General features: G+C 40.4%; 15 protein-coding genes. 12 read left to right on the top strand and 3 right to left on the bottom strand.

Annotated elements, in window-relative coordinates:
* Positions 1 to 47: 47 nt before the first annotated feature.
* A complete protein-coding gene (locus tag ACZ5AE_RS07970; protein ID WP_464571108.1) occupies positions 48 to 542 on the bottom strand; it encodes an antibiotic biosynthesis monooxygenase family protein in 495 nt (164 codons plus the stop codon).
* A 235-nt stretch (positions 543 to 777) separates the two neighbouring features.
* Between ACZ5AE_RS07970 and hemE the strand changes: the two genes are divergently transcribed.
* The 9 genes from hemE to ACZ5AE_RS08015 all read left to right on the top strand — a co-directional run bounded on the left by hemE (position 778) and on the right by ACZ5AE_RS08015 (position 12667).
* The gene (gene hemE, locus ACZ5AE_RS07975) at positions 778 to 1824 is read left to right on the top strand and encodes a uroporphyrinogen decarboxylase (protein ID WP_464571110.1); all 1047 of its coding nucleotides are present in this window, start codon (positions 778 to 780) and stop codon (positions 1822 to 1824) included.
* Positions 1825 to 1988: 164 nt separating this feature from the next.
* Positions 1989 to 2921, top strand: coding sequence for a ferrochelatase (gene hemH, locus ACZ5AE_RS07980; protein ID WP_464571112.1), 933 nt, complete (start codon positions 1989 to 1991; stop codon positions 2919 to 2921).
* A gap of 36 nt (positions 2922 to 2957) precedes the next feature.
* A complete protein-coding gene (gene hemY / locus ACZ5AE_RS07985; RefSeq protein ID WP_464571114.1) occupies positions 2958 to 4385 on the top strand; it encodes a protoporphyrinogen oxidase in 1428 nt (475 codons plus the stop codon).
* Positions 4386 to 4585: 200 nt separating this feature from the next.
* Positions 4586 to 6820 (top strand): YhgE/Pip family protein, encoded by a 2235-nt coding sequence (locus ACZ5AE_RS07990; RefSeq protein WP_464571116.1) that lies wholly within the window; start codon positions 4586 to 4588, stop codon positions 6818 to 6820.
* Positions 6821 to 6936: 116 nt separating this feature from the next.
* Positions 6937 to 7671 (top strand): MBL fold metallo-hydrolase, encoded by a 735-nt coding sequence (locus tag ACZ5AE_RS07995; protein WP_464571118.1) that lies wholly within the window; start codon positions 6937 to 6939, stop codon positions 7669 to 7671.
* A 17-nt stretch (positions 7672 to 7688) separates the two neighbouring features.
* A complete protein-coding gene (locus ACZ5AE_RS08000; protein WP_464571120.1) occupies positions 7689 to 8678 on the top strand; it encodes a lipoate--protein ligase in 990 nt (329 codons plus the stop codon).
* 168 nt (positions 8679 to 8846) lie between these two features.
* Complete coding sequence (locus ACZ5AE_RS08005; RefSeq protein WP_464571122.1) at positions 8847 to 10409, top strand: fatty acid--CoA ligase family protein; 1563 nt, start codon at positions 8847 to 8849, stop codon at positions 10407 to 10409.
* Positions 10410 to 10482: 73 nt separating this feature from the next.
* Entirely contained in the window at positions 10483 to 11259 is a 777-nt protein-coding gene (locus ACZ5AE_RS08010; RefSeq protein ID WP_464571124.1) for an enoyl-CoA hydratase-related protein, read from the top strand.
* A gap of 136 nt (positions 11260 to 11395) precedes the next feature.
* Positions 11396 to 12667: a M48 family metallopeptidase gene (locus tag ACZ5AE_RS08015; RefSeq protein WP_464571126.1), complete on the top strand. Its 1272-nt coding sequence runs from the start codon at positions 11396 to 11398 to the stop codon at positions 12665 to 12667.
* Between the two features lie 513 nt (positions 12668 to 13180).
* On the opposite strand, the gene ACZ5AE_RS08020 is transcribed toward ACZ5AE_RS08015, so the two are convergent.
* Positions 13181 to 13417: an IDEAL domain-containing protein gene (locus ACZ5AE_RS08020; RefSeq protein WP_464571128.1), complete on the bottom strand. Its 237-nt coding sequence runs from the start codon at positions 13415 to 13417 to the stop codon at positions 13181 to 13183.
* 192 nt (positions 13418 to 13609) lie between these two features.
* Between ACZ5AE_RS08020 and ACZ5AE_RS08025 the strand changes: the two genes are divergently transcribed.
* Positions 13610 to 14152 carry a competence protein ComK gene (locus tag ACZ5AE_RS08025; protein ID WP_464571130.1) on the top strand — a complete coding sequence of 181 codons (543 nt, stop codon included), beginning with the start codon at positions 13610 to 13612 and terminating at the stop codon, positions 14150 to 14152.
* A gap of 18 nt (positions 14153 to 14170) precedes the next feature.
* Here the strand turns inward: ACZ5AE_RS08025 and ACZ5AE_RS08030 are convergent, their stop codons facing one another.
* Positions 14171 to 14536 (bottom strand): hypothetical protein, encoded by a 366-nt coding sequence (locus ACZ5AE_RS08030; RefSeq protein WP_464571132.1) that lies wholly within the window; start codon positions 14534 to 14536, stop codon positions 14171 to 14173.
* A gap of 324 nt (positions 14537 to 14860) precedes the next feature.
* Between ACZ5AE_RS08030 and ACZ5AE_RS08035 the strand changes: the two genes are divergently transcribed.
* Positions 14861 to 15745, top strand: a complete 885-nt coding sequence (locus ACZ5AE_RS08035; protein ID WP_464571134.1) for an LCP family protein — start codon at positions 14861 to 14863, stop codon at positions 15743 to 15745.
* Positions 15746 to 15793: 48 nt separating this feature from the next.
* Entirely contained in the window at positions 15794 to 16447 is a 654-nt protein-coding gene (locus tag ACZ5AE_RS08040) for a TVP38/TMEM64 family protein (RefSeq protein WP_464571136.1), read from the top strand.
* Position 16448 lies beyond the last annotated feature (1 nt).

The following is a 16448-nucleotide window of genomic DNA, read 5'->3' on the forward strand; positions in this document are numbered from 1 at the left end:
GGAAAGGAAAAAGGAATGGCTTTAGATTCTCCATTCCTTTTGAGAGACTAATCTTCAATTGTATAGCTGCTGATATAGGGTGAACTTTCGAATATGTTTAATAGATTATCATTCTCGGGATTATTTTTATCCCCTTCAAGGAATGAATTCGTGACATGCCAATTTTCAAAAGATTTTTCATCGGTCCATACGATCATAATTACATATGTATTTGAGTCTAAGGGGCGGAGCCCGCGAAGGGCGATAAAACCAGGTATGCCCACCAATTGCCTGCTCTGATTTTTTAAGTGATGTTCAAATATTGGGTGGCCTTCAGGTGTAACGGGAATATTTTTCATCACGACAAACCCTTCGCCACTCATTTCCCCGATTGATTCAAAGACTTCATATTTCCTTGGTTCATTAAAAACAGTTTTTCCGGCAGTTTCATGGAATAATAATGCTCCATTTGCACTGCTCATCGTAATAATTTTCTCAGCGGGATATTTCGCTTTAATCGATTTTAAAAAATCGAGCGTTCCGCTGGTAATATAAACGGTCATTTTCAAATCCCCCTTAAACAAATCTTAAGTAATAGCTTATGCAAAAACTATTTTCTTATTTAAACTCATTTTCAAACGTAAAAATGACTTTTTTTTGACAAAAGTAATCGTTTGCTATGCAGAGGAGAAAATTATCGATATAGTGAAGACAACTGTGTATGAAAGAAAGTTTTTAAAATCTTGTCCTATATATTAAAATGGTTAACAGAATGTCTTGAAAGGTGGACTTATTTTTATGGCAAAACCTATAAATGAAACATTTTTAAAAGCAGCCAGGGGAGAGAAGACGGATTATGTTCCAGTTTGGTACATGCGCCAAGCAGGACGTTCACAGCCGGAATACCGTGAAATTAAAGAAAAGTACTCTCTATTTGAAATCACTCATCAACCGGAATTGTGTGCATATGTCACCCGCCTGCCTGTTGAACAATATAACGTTGATGCCGCGATCTTGTACAAGGATATCATGACGCCGCTTCCGGCTATCGGGATGAATGTGGAAATCAAAGGCGGCATTGGTCCGGTCATTGACAATCCAATACGTTCGCTTGCAGATGTGGAAAAACTAGGGGAATTGAATCCTGAAGAAGATATTCCTTATGTCATCGATACGATTAAATTATTGACAGAGGAACAGTTGTCCGTGCCGTTAATCGGATTTTCAGGTGCCCCATTTACGCTTGCCAGTTATATGATCGAAGGCGGCCCTTCAAAAAACTATAATAAGACAAAAGCGTTTATGTACGCTGAGCCGAAGGCCTGGTTTGCATTGATGGATAAACTAGGTGATATGGTGATTACATACGTAAAAGCACAAATCAAAGCCGGAGCACGCGCTATTCAAATTTTTGATTCTTGGGTTGGTGCGGTAAATGTGGAGGATTACCGTTATTTTATTAAACCAATCATGAACCGGATTTTTTCTTCATTAAGAGAAGAGAATGTTCCATTAATCATGTTCGGCGTCGGCGCAAGCCACTTAGCATTGGAGTGGAATGACCTGCCGCTGGATGTTGTTGGTCTTGATTGGCGTCTGCCAATCCGCCAAGCACGGGAAATGGGGATCCATAAAACGGTACAGGGAAATCTTGACCCAGCGATCCTTCTGGCTCCATGGGAAGTAATTGAAGAGAGGGCAAAAGCCATTTTAGATCAGGGAATGGAGCAAGGCGGATATATCTTTAATTTAGGCCATGGGGTATTCCCTTCTGTTAATCCGGAAAACCTAAAAAAACTTACGGCAATTATCCATGAATATTCAACAGCCAAAAACGGAAGGTAACCTGTTGAATTAAGCTTTTTATTGGTAATAAGAGCAGATTTTTGGCAAAATAAAAGAGTTGTTAAAAAGGGCCATAAGGGATGTCAGGTTAAGACTGTACAAGCCTTGTGGCCCTATCCCTAATTATTAAAGTAATACGGAAAATTACATAAGAGGTGCAAACGATGATGAAAAAGAAAATGGGCTTGCTAGTGATGGCATACGGTACCCCTTACAATGCAGACGACCTGGAAAGATACTATACCCATATCCGGCACGGAAGAAAACCAACCCCGGAAATGATTGAGGATCTTCGTAACCGCTATGAAGCGATTGGCGGGATTTCTCCTCTGGCAAAAATCACCCTTGAACAAGGTGAAAATCTGGAAGCCTATTTAAATAACGTTCAGGATGAAGTTGAATTTAAGATGTATCTTGGCTTAAAACATATTGAGCCATTTATTGAAGATGCCGTTAAACAGATGCATGAGGACGGTATCAAAGAGGCAGTAAGTATCGTGCTTGCCCCGCATTTTTCAACTTTCAGTGTAAAATCTTATAATGGCAGAGCGGTTGAAGAGGCAGAAAAATTAGGTGGACTTACGATAAAGACGATTGAAAGCTGGTATCAGGAACCGAAGTTTATTTCTTATTGGGCAGATAAGCTCAAACAAACTTTTGAACAAATGCCTGAAGAAGAAAAGGATCATGCGGTGCTGGTCGTTTCGGCTCATAGTCTGCCGGAAAAAATACTTCAGTTTGGTGATCCATATCCAAAACAGCTGCAAGAAACTGCGGATTTAATTGCTGCTGAAGCAGGAGTAAAGAATTATGTGATTGGCTGGCAAAGTGCTGGAAATACGCCAGAGCCATGGTTAGGACCTGATGTTCAAGATTTAACGAGAGATTTATATCATACCCATCACTATAAGGCATTCGTCTATGCACCGGTTGGATTTGTTTCGGACCATCTTGAGGTTCTATATGATAATGATTATGAATGTAAGGCCGTTACCCGTGAGTTGGGTGTAAGCTACTATCGCCCGGAAATGCCTAATGCAAAGGAAGAATTTATTGATATATTGTCAACCGTCATCTTAAAGAAGTTAAGAGATTAGGGACTTGAAAATTTAATTTGAAGAAGGTGACGTCAGGTGGCAGAAGAAAAAAAGAAGGTAATTATTATTGGTGGGGGAGCTGCCGGTTTGACCGCAGCCTATTATCTTCAAAAAGAAGTGAAAGAGAAAAATCTCCCTCTTGAGATCCAGCTTATTGAAGCATCGCACCGTCTCGGCGGAAAAATGCAGACCGTTGTCAAAGATGGTTTTACCATTGAAAGAGGACCAGATTCCTTCTTGGCTAGAAAAACGAGTATCACCAGACTGGCGAAGGAAGTCGGGATAGACGATCAATTAGTTCCAAACTCAACCGGAAAATCCTATGTTTTGGTGAATGAAAGGCTCCATTCCATGCCGGGGGGGTCGATCATGGGAATCCCGACCGAAGTCGGGCCATTTGTGACAACGGGCTTATTTTCCGTTTCAGGGAAGCTGAGGGCAGCGGCTGATTTTATTTTGCCGCGCTCTGAGAGCGGAAAAGACCAAGCATTAGGCCATTTTTTTCGAAGACGGCTGGGTGATGAAGTGGTTGAGAACTTAATTGAACCGCTGCTTTCTGGAATTTACGCAGGCGATATCGACCAAATGAGTTTGATGGCTACTTTCCCGCAATTTTATGAGGTGGAACAGAAATATCGCAGCCTGATATTGGGGATGAAAAAGTCAACTTCATCACAACCAAAACAGCAGGGGAATAAAGGGAAATCAAAAAAAGGAGGATTTCTCACTTTTAAAACAGGCCTGCAATCATTTGCTGAAGCAATTGAAGCAAAATTAGATGCCAACTCGGTCTTAAAAGGGCATCGCGTGGAGAACATTGCTCGGGTAAATAATAAATATGAGGTTTATTTGAACAATGGGGAATGCTTGACAGCCAATAGTATTATTGCTGCTACACCCCATAAAGTAACGCAGGCCATTTTTTCTGATTATCGTTTTTTTGAACCGTTAAAATATGTTCCATCAACTTCAGTTGCCACGGTTGCCTTGGCCTTCCCGGAAGAGGCCATAAATGAAGACATCGATGGGACTGGCTTTGTCGTTTCTAGAAACAGTGATTATACAATTACAGCCTGTACCTGGACACATAAAAAATGGGAGCATTCAACGCCAAAGGGAAAAGTTTTGCTCCGCTGTTATGTAGGCAGGGCTGGGGATGAAACCGTAGTAGATCTGTCCGATGACCAAATCGTAAAAATAGTACTTGATGATTTAAACAAAATCATGCAAATTAACATGAGTCCAGATTTTGCCGTCATTTCTCGTTGGAAAAACTCGATGCCTCAATATACGGTCGGGCACAAACAGCGGCTCACTTCCATTCTGGAAGCTATGAAACAAGAACTGCCAGGGGTATTTTTAGCAGGAGCTTCTTATGGTGGTGTCGGCGTTCCGGATTGTATCGACCAAGGAGAAGCAGCCGTTAAACATGTACTTAATTTTTTACAACAAAAAGGAAGCTGAACAGTTTATCCAGCTTCTTTTTTATTTTTTCTTGTCAATAAATTAAAATGGGAGTATACTCATTAAGTGATTAATGACTGAAATGTTCATATGGTCATTTTATGAGTGATTCATTTAGGATTGTCTGCTGGATAGTCCTTCTTTTTAAAACATAAATGACTGAATGAACGAATTGGTCAATAATAGAGAGGAGGATAAAGTTGAAATCAAACCTATTAAAGGCTGAACTATCAACTATTCTTAAAAATAAAAAAATCTTAATCCCGATCATTGCTGTCATGCTGGTCCCGGTGTTATATGCTGGCATGTTCCTTTGGGCATTTTGGGATCCATACGCCAAACTGGACAAATTGCCTGTTGCCATTGTTAATGAAGATAATGGCGCAATTCTTGACGGAGAAAAGCTTAAGCTTGGTAATGAATTAGTGCAAAAACTAGAGAAAAGCAAGGATTTTGGCTTTGAATCGGTTGGCAAAAGTGAGGGCTATAAAAAGCTTAAAGAGCAAAAATATTATATGCTGATCGAGATACCGAAAGACTTTTCTAAAAATGCCACCACATTAATGGATGACCAGCCGAAAAAGCTGAAATTAATCTATGTACCAAACGAAGGCTATAATTTCCTGTCAGCGCAAATTGGCGGTACGGCTGCAGAAAAAATTAAGACAGCTGTTTCTGAACAGGTAACGGAGACATATGCTGAAACAATTTTTTCCAAAATAACCGATCTAGCTGATGGAGTTCAACAGGCTAGTGATGGGGCCGGCCAGTTAAGCGATGGATCGGTTGAATTAAATCAAGGTGCGAAGGACCTTTACGAAGGTCTCACCACACTTGCGGATAAATCAATTGAATTTGATAACGGCATGAAAACAGCGGATGCAGGAGCAAGTAAACTTGTGGAAGGTTCCTCAAAGCTTAACGCCGGGTTAGCAGAGGTGGACTCCAATTTTCCAAAGCTTGTTGCAGGAACAAATGAGGCCTATGCTGGCGCTGCCCAATTGAAACAGGAACTTCCTGGTGGAATTGCAAAAGAAATTATTCACCAGTTAAGCGGCAGTGTCGTGGAGTTAAACAAAGGGATAGACAGTTTTAAATCCCAGTTATCCACATCATTAATTGACCAAATGGCTGATCAGACTGCCGGACAAATTTATCAGCAAAAGCAAGCTATGAATCAAATAGCTCAAAGCCTAGTCTCAAGTGGGAAATTTACTCCGGCTGAAGTGCAAGACATAATGGGGCCAATCATTGATAGTCAAACAAAGGCACTAGTTTCGAGCGGTATTCCGGAACAGTACGCAAAGCAAATCATTCAGGCTGAAACAAAGGACCAAATCAAGGCAATCATGAAGCCGATTGTATCTGCCAAGCTGACCTCGAATTTGGGTGCGGGGTTTGATACGTTTAAAACAGAGTTAACTGGTAAACTTTCAGGAGCAACTTCTGGCCTGGAGCAAAAAATTGCCAGCCAAACAAATCCATACTTTGATCAATTATTATCAGGAATCGGATCGATCAACCAAGGCCAACAGGAATTGCAGGCAGGGGTTCATCAATTATATCTGGGTTCCAATGAGTTAAATGGCGGTGCGGGCAGTCTCTCGACTGGAATGAAGCAATTAACCTCTGGTGCCGATGCAATTACCTCTGGAACAGGGCAGCTGGCAGATGGTTCAGGCCAATTAAATGATGGAGCAGGCAAACTGTCTGCTGGTGCCAAGGAGCTCGCTGATAAATTGAAAGAGGGTTCCGATGAGGCTGCCAAGGTTCACACAGACAATAAGACCTATGATATGATGGCAAAGCCAGTAAAACTGAATAAGGAAAGTTTAAACACTGTACCAAACTATGGGACAGGGTTTGCTCCATACTTCCTTTCTCTAGGATTATTTGTCGGTGCCCTATTATTATCGATTGTCTTCCCAATTAAGGATGCTGCCATCAAACCTGCGAGCGGTTTTACTTGGTTTGCAAGCAAATTTGCCATTATGGCAGGCATCGGAATAATCCAAGCGTTAATTGCTGATGCAATCCTTCTGTTTGGATTAAATCTTGACGTTCAAAGTACGCCAAAGTTTATCTTGTTCTCAATTATTACTAGTTTAACTTTTATCGCGTTAATTCAACTGCTTGTATCAGTTCTTGCTGATGCGGGGCGTTTTATTGCGATTATCATTTTGATTTTCCAACTAACAACCAGTGCAGGTACATTCCCGCTTGAATTGATTCCGAATTTCTTGCAGTATTTTAGTGCCTTCCTGCCGATGACCTATTCGGTACAGGGCTTTAAAGCGGTCATTTCAAGTGGTGATTTCAGCTTTATGTGGGATAACATCTTAATCTTATTAGGCTTTATGATTGGCTTCTGCTTATTGTCAATTGTCAACTATGCGATGAGGCTAAAATCTCAATTTAAATTAGCACATGAATAACTAAGATAGACCAGCCGTTATTATTGATGCGGCTGGTTTTTTCATGTATGAATATAGTAGAGGGCTGCAGACTATGTACATATTAAAAGTATCGTGAAAATTTGGAGGTAAATATCATGAAATTGACAGTTATCGGATGTTGGGGCGGCTATCCGAAAAAGGATGCAGCAAGTGCAGGCTATTTACTTGAACACGAAGGGTTCCGGCTATTAATCGATTGTGGGAGCGGAGTTCTTTCAAAGCTTCCAAATATTATTGAGCCAGAACAGCTTGATGCCGTCATTCTTTCTCATTATCACCCCGATCATATTGCAGATATTGGTGTTCTTCAGCATGCACGGCTTATTCAAGGGTTCTTGGGAAAGCAATTCCCAACCCTTCCGATTTATGGGCATCATTTTGATCACTATGAATTCACAAAATTAACTTATAAAACGATTACGAAAGGAATTGCTTATGAACCAAATGAAATTCTCTCTGTAGGTCCGTTTCATGTGAATTTTTTAAAAACAGACCACCCTGTTCCTTGCTACGCGATGAGATTGGAAGCTGGGGGCAAATCATTGGTTTATACAGGAGACAGCGCTTTTAAAGACGAGTTTGTTCAGTTTAGCAGCAATGCCGATGTGCTGTTATGCGAATGCAACTTCTATGGTCATCAAAACGGCAAATCGGCAGGCCATATGAACAGTATAGAGGCGGGTAGATTTGCCAGAGCGGCAGGAGTTCAACAACTAATCCTTACCCATCTGCCTCATTACGGAAATATAAGTGATTTAGTTCATGAGGCTTCAACTGAATTTACTGGTATAATAAAGCTCGCGGAAGAATTCCTAACTACTGAATTTTAAGGGGGATTAGAAGGTAGATGTTATTTATTGATAATAAAGGTATTACCGATCCACGCATTAACTTAGCGATTGAAGAGTATGCATTGAAAAATCTTGATATTAACGAAACATATTTACTATTTTACATAAACGAGCCATCCATCATCATTGGAAAAAATCAAAATACGATTGAAGAAATTAATACTGAATATGTGGAGAAGAATGGAATCCATGTGGTTCGCCGTTTATCAGGCGGCGGGGCAGTTTATCATGATTTGGGGAATTTAAACTTTAGTTTTATCACGAAGGATGACGGTGAAAGCTTTCATAATTTCCGTAAATTCACAGAACCAGTGATTGAGGCCTTAAGAAAGTTAGGGGTAAATGCCGAGCTAAGCGGCCGTAATGACATTGAAGTGGAAGGACGGAAGATTTCTGGGAATGCCCAATTCTCCACTAAGGGGAGAATGTTTAGCCATGGAACGTTGCTTTTGAATTCGGAAATGGAGAACGTTTCGTCTGCCTTAAAGGTGAAGAAGGATAAGATTGAATCAAAAGGAATCAAATCAGTCCGCAGCCGTGTTGCGAACATTTCTGAGTTTTTATCTGAAAAAATTAGTATTGAGGAATTCCGCTCCCTGCTCCTGAAATTTATTTTTGAAGGGCAGGAAGATGTTCCTGAGTATGTGTTAACGGAGGAAGACTGGCAAAAAATCAATCAGCTTTCCCAAGAAAGATATCAAAACTGGGAGTGGAATTACGGAAGGTCACCCAAATTCAATTTACAGCACTCGCACAGGTTCCCGGTCGGTTCCATTGATGTCCGGCTTGAAGTGAACAAAGGATTCATCGACAATTGCAAAATTTATGGTGACTTTTTTGGTGTGGGCGATGTCAGTGAAATAGAACAGCGGCTTAGTGGGATTCGTTATGAAAAAAGTGAAATGGAAAGAGCGCTGGAAGATGTGGATACTACGTATTATTTTGGGAATGTTTCCAAAGAAGATTTCATCAACTTAATATACTAATTTTCAGATGTGGGAAGCGTTGGAATTTAAAACGTTTCCCATTTTTATTTTTTTCTGAAATTTTTAAGTATTATACTTGTATAGATAAATTTCTAGCAATATAATATATTTAGAAAATTGCTACTAAATATATGAATGAATATTCATTCATTTGAGAGGAGAGAGAATATGAATCTATCGTCACAGCTCCATGAAACTGCCAAAGGTTCAGCCGGGAAAATTGCTTATCACTTTATGGGCAAATCCAGTACATATGCTGAACTGGATGGGGCGATTACCAAGTTTGCTTCAGGTCTTGAAAAATTGGGGGTAAAACAAGGGGACCACATAGCACTATTGTTAGGGAATTCCCCGCATTTTGTCATTGGGTTGTACGGGGCACTCCGCCTGGGAGCAACAGTTATTCCGGTCAATCCGATTTATACCGCTGATGAAATCGGTTATATCCTGAAAAATGGTGATGTAAAAGTGGTTGTCGGCCTAGATCAGATGATTCCATTAGTAGAAAAAGTTCATAACATGCTTCCGAAAGTGACCCACTATATTATTTGCGAAACAGAGCAAAATGGATTGGCACAGCCTGGTGTTGAAGGACTTTCCGTGTACCCGAAAATGAAATCGTTTACAGATATCTTGGCTTCCGGGGATTTTCACTATGCAGGACCTGAACTTCATGACGATGATACTGCCATTATCCTTTATACTTCAGGTACAACAGGTAAGCCAAAGGGGGCGATGCTGACACACAAAAATTTGTATAGTAATGCCAGTGATGTCGGCACGTATTTGAAAATGAATGATGACGACCGTGTGATTACAACTTTACCAATGTTCCACGTCTTTTGTTTAACGGTTGCTTTGAATGCCCCGCTGTTAAAGGGAGCAACACTGTTGATTGCTCCGAAATTTAGCCCAAAGGATATCTTTCATCTTGCGAAGGAATATAAGGCGACTGTTTTTGCGGGTGTACCAACGATGTATAATTTCTTATTTCAATATCCGGAAGGGAGCCCTGAGGACTTAAGTTCATTACGTCTTTGCATTTCTGGCGGTGCAGCAATGCCTGTTGCCCTATTAGAAAACTTCGAAAAGAAATTTGATGTGCTCATTTCTGAAGGCTATGGTCTTTCAGAGGCTTCTCCCGTTACCTGTTTTAACCCGCTTGATCGTCCGCGCAAGGCTGGTTCGATCGGACCTTCCATCATTAATGTGGAAAACAAGGTTGTGGATGAACTTGGCGAAGAGGTTCCTGTCGGCGCGGTTGGCGAACTGATTGTCCGTGGTCCAAACATAATGAAGGGCTATTATAAAATGCCGGAGGAAACGGCAGCGAGCATTAAGGATGGCTGGCTTCATACAGGCGATATGGCAAGAATGGATGAAGATGGCTATTTTTATATTGTTGACCGTAAAAAGGATATGATTATCGTTGGCGGCTACAATGTATATCCACGTGAGGTAGAAGAAGTCATCTACAATCATCCTGATGTTGTGGAAGTTGCGGTGCTTGGAGTTCCGGACCTGAACCAAGGAGAAGCGGTACAGGCTTATGTTGTAAGTAAAAGAGGAGAGCTTACGGAAGCGGACATGATTAGCTACTGCAAGGAGCATCTTGCCAAATATAAAGTTCCATCTTCGGTTGTCTTTATAGAGGAACTTCCAAAGAATACGACCGGTAAAATCTTAAGACGCGCTTTAAAGACGCAGGTAGCTCAAACTGTTGGGAACTAAAATTTTTTAATGAAAAAGGCAGGCTTTTAGCTTGCCTTTTTCGAATTTAATAGGGGAAAGGGGTGCAGGATAAATGAAGTCCATTTTACTTGAGGTTAACAACCAAATAGCAGTTGTTACGATTAATCGCGCAGATGCGCTGAATGCCTTTAACTATGATTCTTTAGTGGAATTGCAGAATAGAGTTGAGGAAATACGCGTCAATCCGGATATACGGGTTGTTGTTATTACTGGTGCAGGGGAGAAGGCATTCAGTGTCGGTGCCGATTTAAAAGAACGCAAAAGCCTCACGGATGAACAGGTAAAGCGTAATTTATTTAAAATCAATGAATGTTTTAATGCGATTGACCAGCTGCCGCAGCCGACCATTGCAGTGATTAATGGATTTGCCTTTGGCGGCGGGATGGAGCTTGCTTTAGCTTGCGATTTTCGGTTTGCTTCAAGCGATGCTTTGATGGGGCTGACAGAAACGAGTCTTGCTATCATTCCGGGGGCAGGGGGAACACAGCGGCTGCCTCGCTTGATTGGGCAGGCGAAGGCTTTGGAGCTTATTTTAACTGCTAGAAGGCTAACGGCAGATGAAGCCTTTAACTATGGTATTTTGACAAGAGTGGTAGAAGGTAATCGGCTATTGGCTGAAAGTCTCGCATTCTGCTCACAAATCCTCGCTAATGGTCCAGTGGCTTTACAGCAAGCAAAATTTGCCGTTAAACAAGGGATGAATACTGATTTGAACACCGGGCTGCAAATTGAGCGCAAGGCATATGAGGTGACACTCCCGACAGAAGACAGAATCGAGGCACTTCAGGCATTTGGAGAGAAAAGGAAACCGGTTTTTAAAGGGAAATAAGCAAGTTATTAAATTCGGTCACGCAGATGTTTCTGCGTGACCGAAACTATTTTAGAAGAAAAAAAACACGAAGTTCTATTTCCAGCATTTTAAACTAAACTAAATATAGAGGGTTGTACACAAAGGGGGACAAATCATGGCGAGAAAAATGGGGGTCTATGCGGTTTTGGCCTTTGTTTTATATGGCTTATTCATTTATTGGTATTTATTCCAATTTGCCGACCCGAAGCTTCCGTTTGAATATGAAGGAACGAAGGCGGATCCGGCTACTTTTTTAAATGGAAGAGAACTTAGCTTGAGTGAGGAATATTCGAAAATTAGAAATCTGCTGTTTTTCCTCTCTACTCCGCTCGAATGGCTGATTTATTTTCTTATTCTTTTATTTGGCTTGTCGAAGGCATTCAAACGCTGGGCTGAGGATTCGGTGAAACATAAACTGCTGCACACCCCAGTCTACCTGTTCTGGTTATCCTTGTTTGCCGCTATTGCGGTATTGCCATTAAGCTATATCAGCTATTCCTTATCGAAAACGTATCATATTTCAACGCAAACCTTCCCTTCTTGGATGAAGGACGAACTAATTGATTTTTGGCTAAATTATGTAACATGGCTCATTATTGTTCCTGTTTTATATTGGCTTATGAGAAAAAGCCAAAAGCGATGGTGGCTATACGGCTGGCTGTTATCGGTTCCTTTCACTTTATTTATGATGTTTATTCAGCCTGTGCTTATCGACCCTTTATATAATGACTTTTACCCCTTGAAAGACAAAGCGTTAGAAACTAAAATCCTGACGCTGGCCAATCAGGCCCATATCCCTGCGGAGCATGTCTTTGAGGTAAATATGGCGGAAAAAACAAATGCCATGAATGCCTATGTCGCTGGAATTGGTTCCAATGCCCGGATTGTCCTCTGGGATACTACCTTAAATAAACTGTCAGATGAGCAAATCTTATTTATCATGGCTCATGAGATGGGGCATTATGTGGAGAAGCATATATATTGGGGAATTGCAGGCTACCTGCTGCTATCGCTTCTGGGGTTGTATTTAACCTACCGGCTAATGGATTGGGCTGTTGCCCGCTTTGGAAAGGAACTGAAAATTTCCGACACAAAGGATATAATGTCTCTTCCTTTATTTTACATGATTATTTCAATGCTGCTGTTTGCTTCAAGTCCACTATCAAACCTCGTCTCCCGCTATGAGGAAACAAGGGCTGACACTTATGCGATTAAGATGACGAAAAACACGGATGCCGCCATCACGTCATTTCAGGAGTTGACCCGCAACGGCTTAAGTCAAGTCAATCCGCCTTTGCTGGTGAAAATTTTCCGCTACACCCACCCGCCAATGCTGGATCGTATTTCCAAGCTGGAGGAATATGAAATAGAACATCGAAAAGAATAGCACGAACAAGGCTGAAAAAACTTTACCGTTTTCAGCCCTTTTTTTTAATAAATATGTGTTTTCATTAGACAAGCCGTCGTTCACTTTCATTGTATATAGAAAGGTGAAAGGTGGTGCTTATATTGAGTAATGGAAGAAATGAAAGGAGACCAGATATTGTTATCGTGGTTTGGGAAAGGAACCCTCGTAATAGAAGATCTTCCCGTAGAATTGTTCAGGCTACAGTTATCGGGAGTGCAAATCCATGCGGGAGATTGTTAGACCGTAATGATCGTTATTCACGTGCTCGAAATTGTTTATTGGATAACGGCTTTCGGAGGGTGTTTCAACAAAGGTCTGGGAATTTGGGTATAACCATTTTCATTCGCAGATCGTAAAGGCGTTGGAATAAATACTTCGGGGATTTATTTAAAGGTGCTTGATCTCGTCTGATATGCAGATATGATCGGCACTTTTACTCTTTTCTAATAATACATAAAAAAACCGCCAATTGTGGCGGCCTAGTTTAACATTTTACGTTCCGAATCGTTTGTTTATTTCCTTTAACTGGCTTGATAAAAGAAGAAAAGATTTCTTGTCACGGCGGTCAATAGCTGAATCAATTTTTCGCAGCAATTTTTCACGTTCAACCGTAAGCTGGATTTCCGATAAAAGCATGTCGATGTAGAGGTCCTGGACGTAATTCTCTTTCCTTTGGTTACGTTTCATGGCAGCAATTTTCATTAAGTCCGTGTAGGATTTTTCATTCAAGAAAATCACCTCTGATGCTTTTTTTTATTATATGGAGTTTTTACAATATTATCATTAATATTTATAATTTTCGTAAAACTTTTTCCTTGACAGGATTTGTGAATAAATTAGTAACAATTCAGAAAAATAAATGATTTGGGAAATAAAAGTGTTAAGATATGGTGGAAGTCATTAAACTAGGAGTTGACGAGTTTGAAAAAACAAATAGAAGAGTATGAGATTAATTCATGTACCATGTTTTTGGAGCCAATGGAGTACGGAAGTAAAGTTTACACAAAGATTATTGAGGTGGATGATGAATTTATTTCACCATTTAAACCATTAGACATCATCAAAAAAAGCTGCGACTATTTTGGGGTCGATTATGAAAGCAGAAAGAAGGGGACTAGACAACTAATTGGATATTCCCGTAAGATTCCTATTGCTATTGAGCCTGCAAACCATATATTCTTTTTTCCAACCACATCACCGAGCCGCCCCGAATGTATTTGGATTTCACATGAGCACGTTGAGAATTACCGTCGTGTAGGTCCTCATCAAACTCAAGTTACTTTCCAAAACAAACAAACGCACCTTTTTTCAGTGTCGTTTGGGACTATTGAAGGCCAAATGTTAAGAACAGCGTTTTTAAAAACAAAGCTCCTCCAAAGAATCGAAGGTAATAAAAAAATGACTTACATATTTAATGGTCCAAAGCCTATTAAAGCCTCTGAACATTCACATGATTATAAATAAAAATAACTTTGTGACGGGTTAACGGGACAGGTGTTTTTTTAATAAGTAAGTTTCCATTAATTCTTGGACCTTATTGCGGATACGCGGATTAAAATAATTATGATGCTCTTCATAACCTTTATAGATAAACATGTACATGGTAAAGGCATCGTCCCGTTTGGTTTCACTAACCTGAAGCTTATTCTTTTTCATATATTGCTTAACCTCGGCTAATTCCCCCTGAATAGCCTTCATCGTTTCTTCGATTAACTCCAAATATGGCTTTTTTAATTTAAATGGGCTCTTCTCCACCACATTCAAATCCCTATTTAAGATCGTTAAAACCATTGGTAAATAAATGGCTTTTTCCATAATATCACGGTCATTCTCCGGAATTCGCGTCATAATAAGATCTCACCCTTCATTCAATACGAACCTATGTTCCTGTTTTTATTTTACAAAAAAGCAAACAGAAATGCAATACTGCTGCGACGCTTCAAGCTTTGCTTTAGGTGAGCTTTTTCATTGAAATATTCGACAAATTCATGAGAAAGTTTTTATTAATAGAAGGATATCTGATAGGGGAAAATGAATTAAAGAAGAAACGAAGGATAGAAAAAAACAGTCATATATAGTGGTGAAACCAAAACTACATAGATTAAGGTGATAAACATGCGGGCTGATAAACATCGAAATAAGAAAAGGAGAAGATGGAAATCCATATTATTAGTGTTATTACTTTTAATTGGGGCCGGTGCGGCTTACTCCTATTTTCAATATAAACAGGGTGTCAATCAATCATTAAAAAAAATTGATAATGAAACGAAAGAGCAAAAGGTAGTGTATAAATTTAATGGAAAGAAGGACCAGTATGGCGACACAAATGTTCTGCTGCTCGGAAGCGATACGAGGGGGGAAGAAAAAGCTCGCTCCGATACCATTATGATAGCCCATTACAACGAGGACAAAGGGACTTTTAAACTGACCTCCATTATGCGTGACAGCTATGTGGCCATCCCTGGGCATGGCAAGCATAAAATAAATTCCGCTTTTGCAATAGGTGGTCCGGAGTTAATGAGACAAACAATTAAGCAAAATTTTGATATTGATTTGCAATATTATGCCATTGTCGATTTCCAAGGGTTTGTCCAGCTGATTGACGAAGCGTTCCCACATGGGGTAGAAATCGACGTGGAGAAGAAAATGTCCGCATATGTTGATCCGCCGCTGCAGCCTGGGCTGCAAAAGTTGAATGGTCAGCAAATGCTAAGTTATGTCCGTTTCCGTCATGATGCCATTGGTGATTTTGGGCGGGTCGAGCGGCAGCAGAAGGCAGTCAAGGCCATTGGTGACCAATTAAGTGCTATTCAAACCCTTCCAAAGCTGCCAAAGCTAATAGGTGTGGTAACTCCGTACGTAAATACAAATATGAAAACATCGGATATCCTCTTTATGGGGAAAGACTACTTCGCTGATAAAAGAGGAAGTGTCGAAACATTACGGATTCCTATCGATAACAGTTTTGACGAGACGCGGGTTAAAGGGGAGGGCGCTATTTTAGATATAAATCTTGCAAAAAATAAAGAAGCGCTTCACCAATTTATTACAAAATAATACTTGTCTAGGATATAAAATAGAATTAGAAGTGGCAGGAGAACACGGATGGATTTTGAAACATTTAGAGCTTGGTTTACACTCGAAAATATCATGAACCTTATTCAGGACTATAAAGCCCTTGGGCCACTGCCTGGAATTCTGTTGACGATACTTGAAGCCTTCCTGCCGTTTCTCCCATTATTTTTATTTGTGATGGCCAATGCCAGTGCTTTTGGGCTCTGGCTGGGATTTCTGTATTCTTGGCTGGGCGCCTGCATTGGCGCGCTGCTAGTCTTTTTGTTCATCAGAAGATATGGGCAAAAACGATTGCTTGCCTTTTTGCCGAGGCACCAGAAAGTCCGAAGGCTGATGGACTGGGTGGAACGGCATGGATTTGGCCCGTTGTTTTTGCTGCTTTGTTTTCCCTTTACACCTTCTGCAGTGGTTAATATTGTGGCTGGGCTTTCGAAGCTAAGCTTTGCCCAGTATATACTTGCAGTATGCATTGGAAAAATGGTGATGATTTTTACCATTAGTTTCATCGGTTATGATCTTCGCTCCTTGGTTACTCAGCCGTTTCGGACGATTATTGTTTTTATTATCATTTTTATTCTTTGGGTCGCAGGAAAAAGAATTGAAGCAAGACTTAACAAAAATATAAAAAATGATGATGTTGAGGAGAAGCACCAGGAGAAAGAATTAAAAAAACGGAGGGGATAGA

This window comes from Neobacillus sp. S1227, assembly GCF_055385255.1.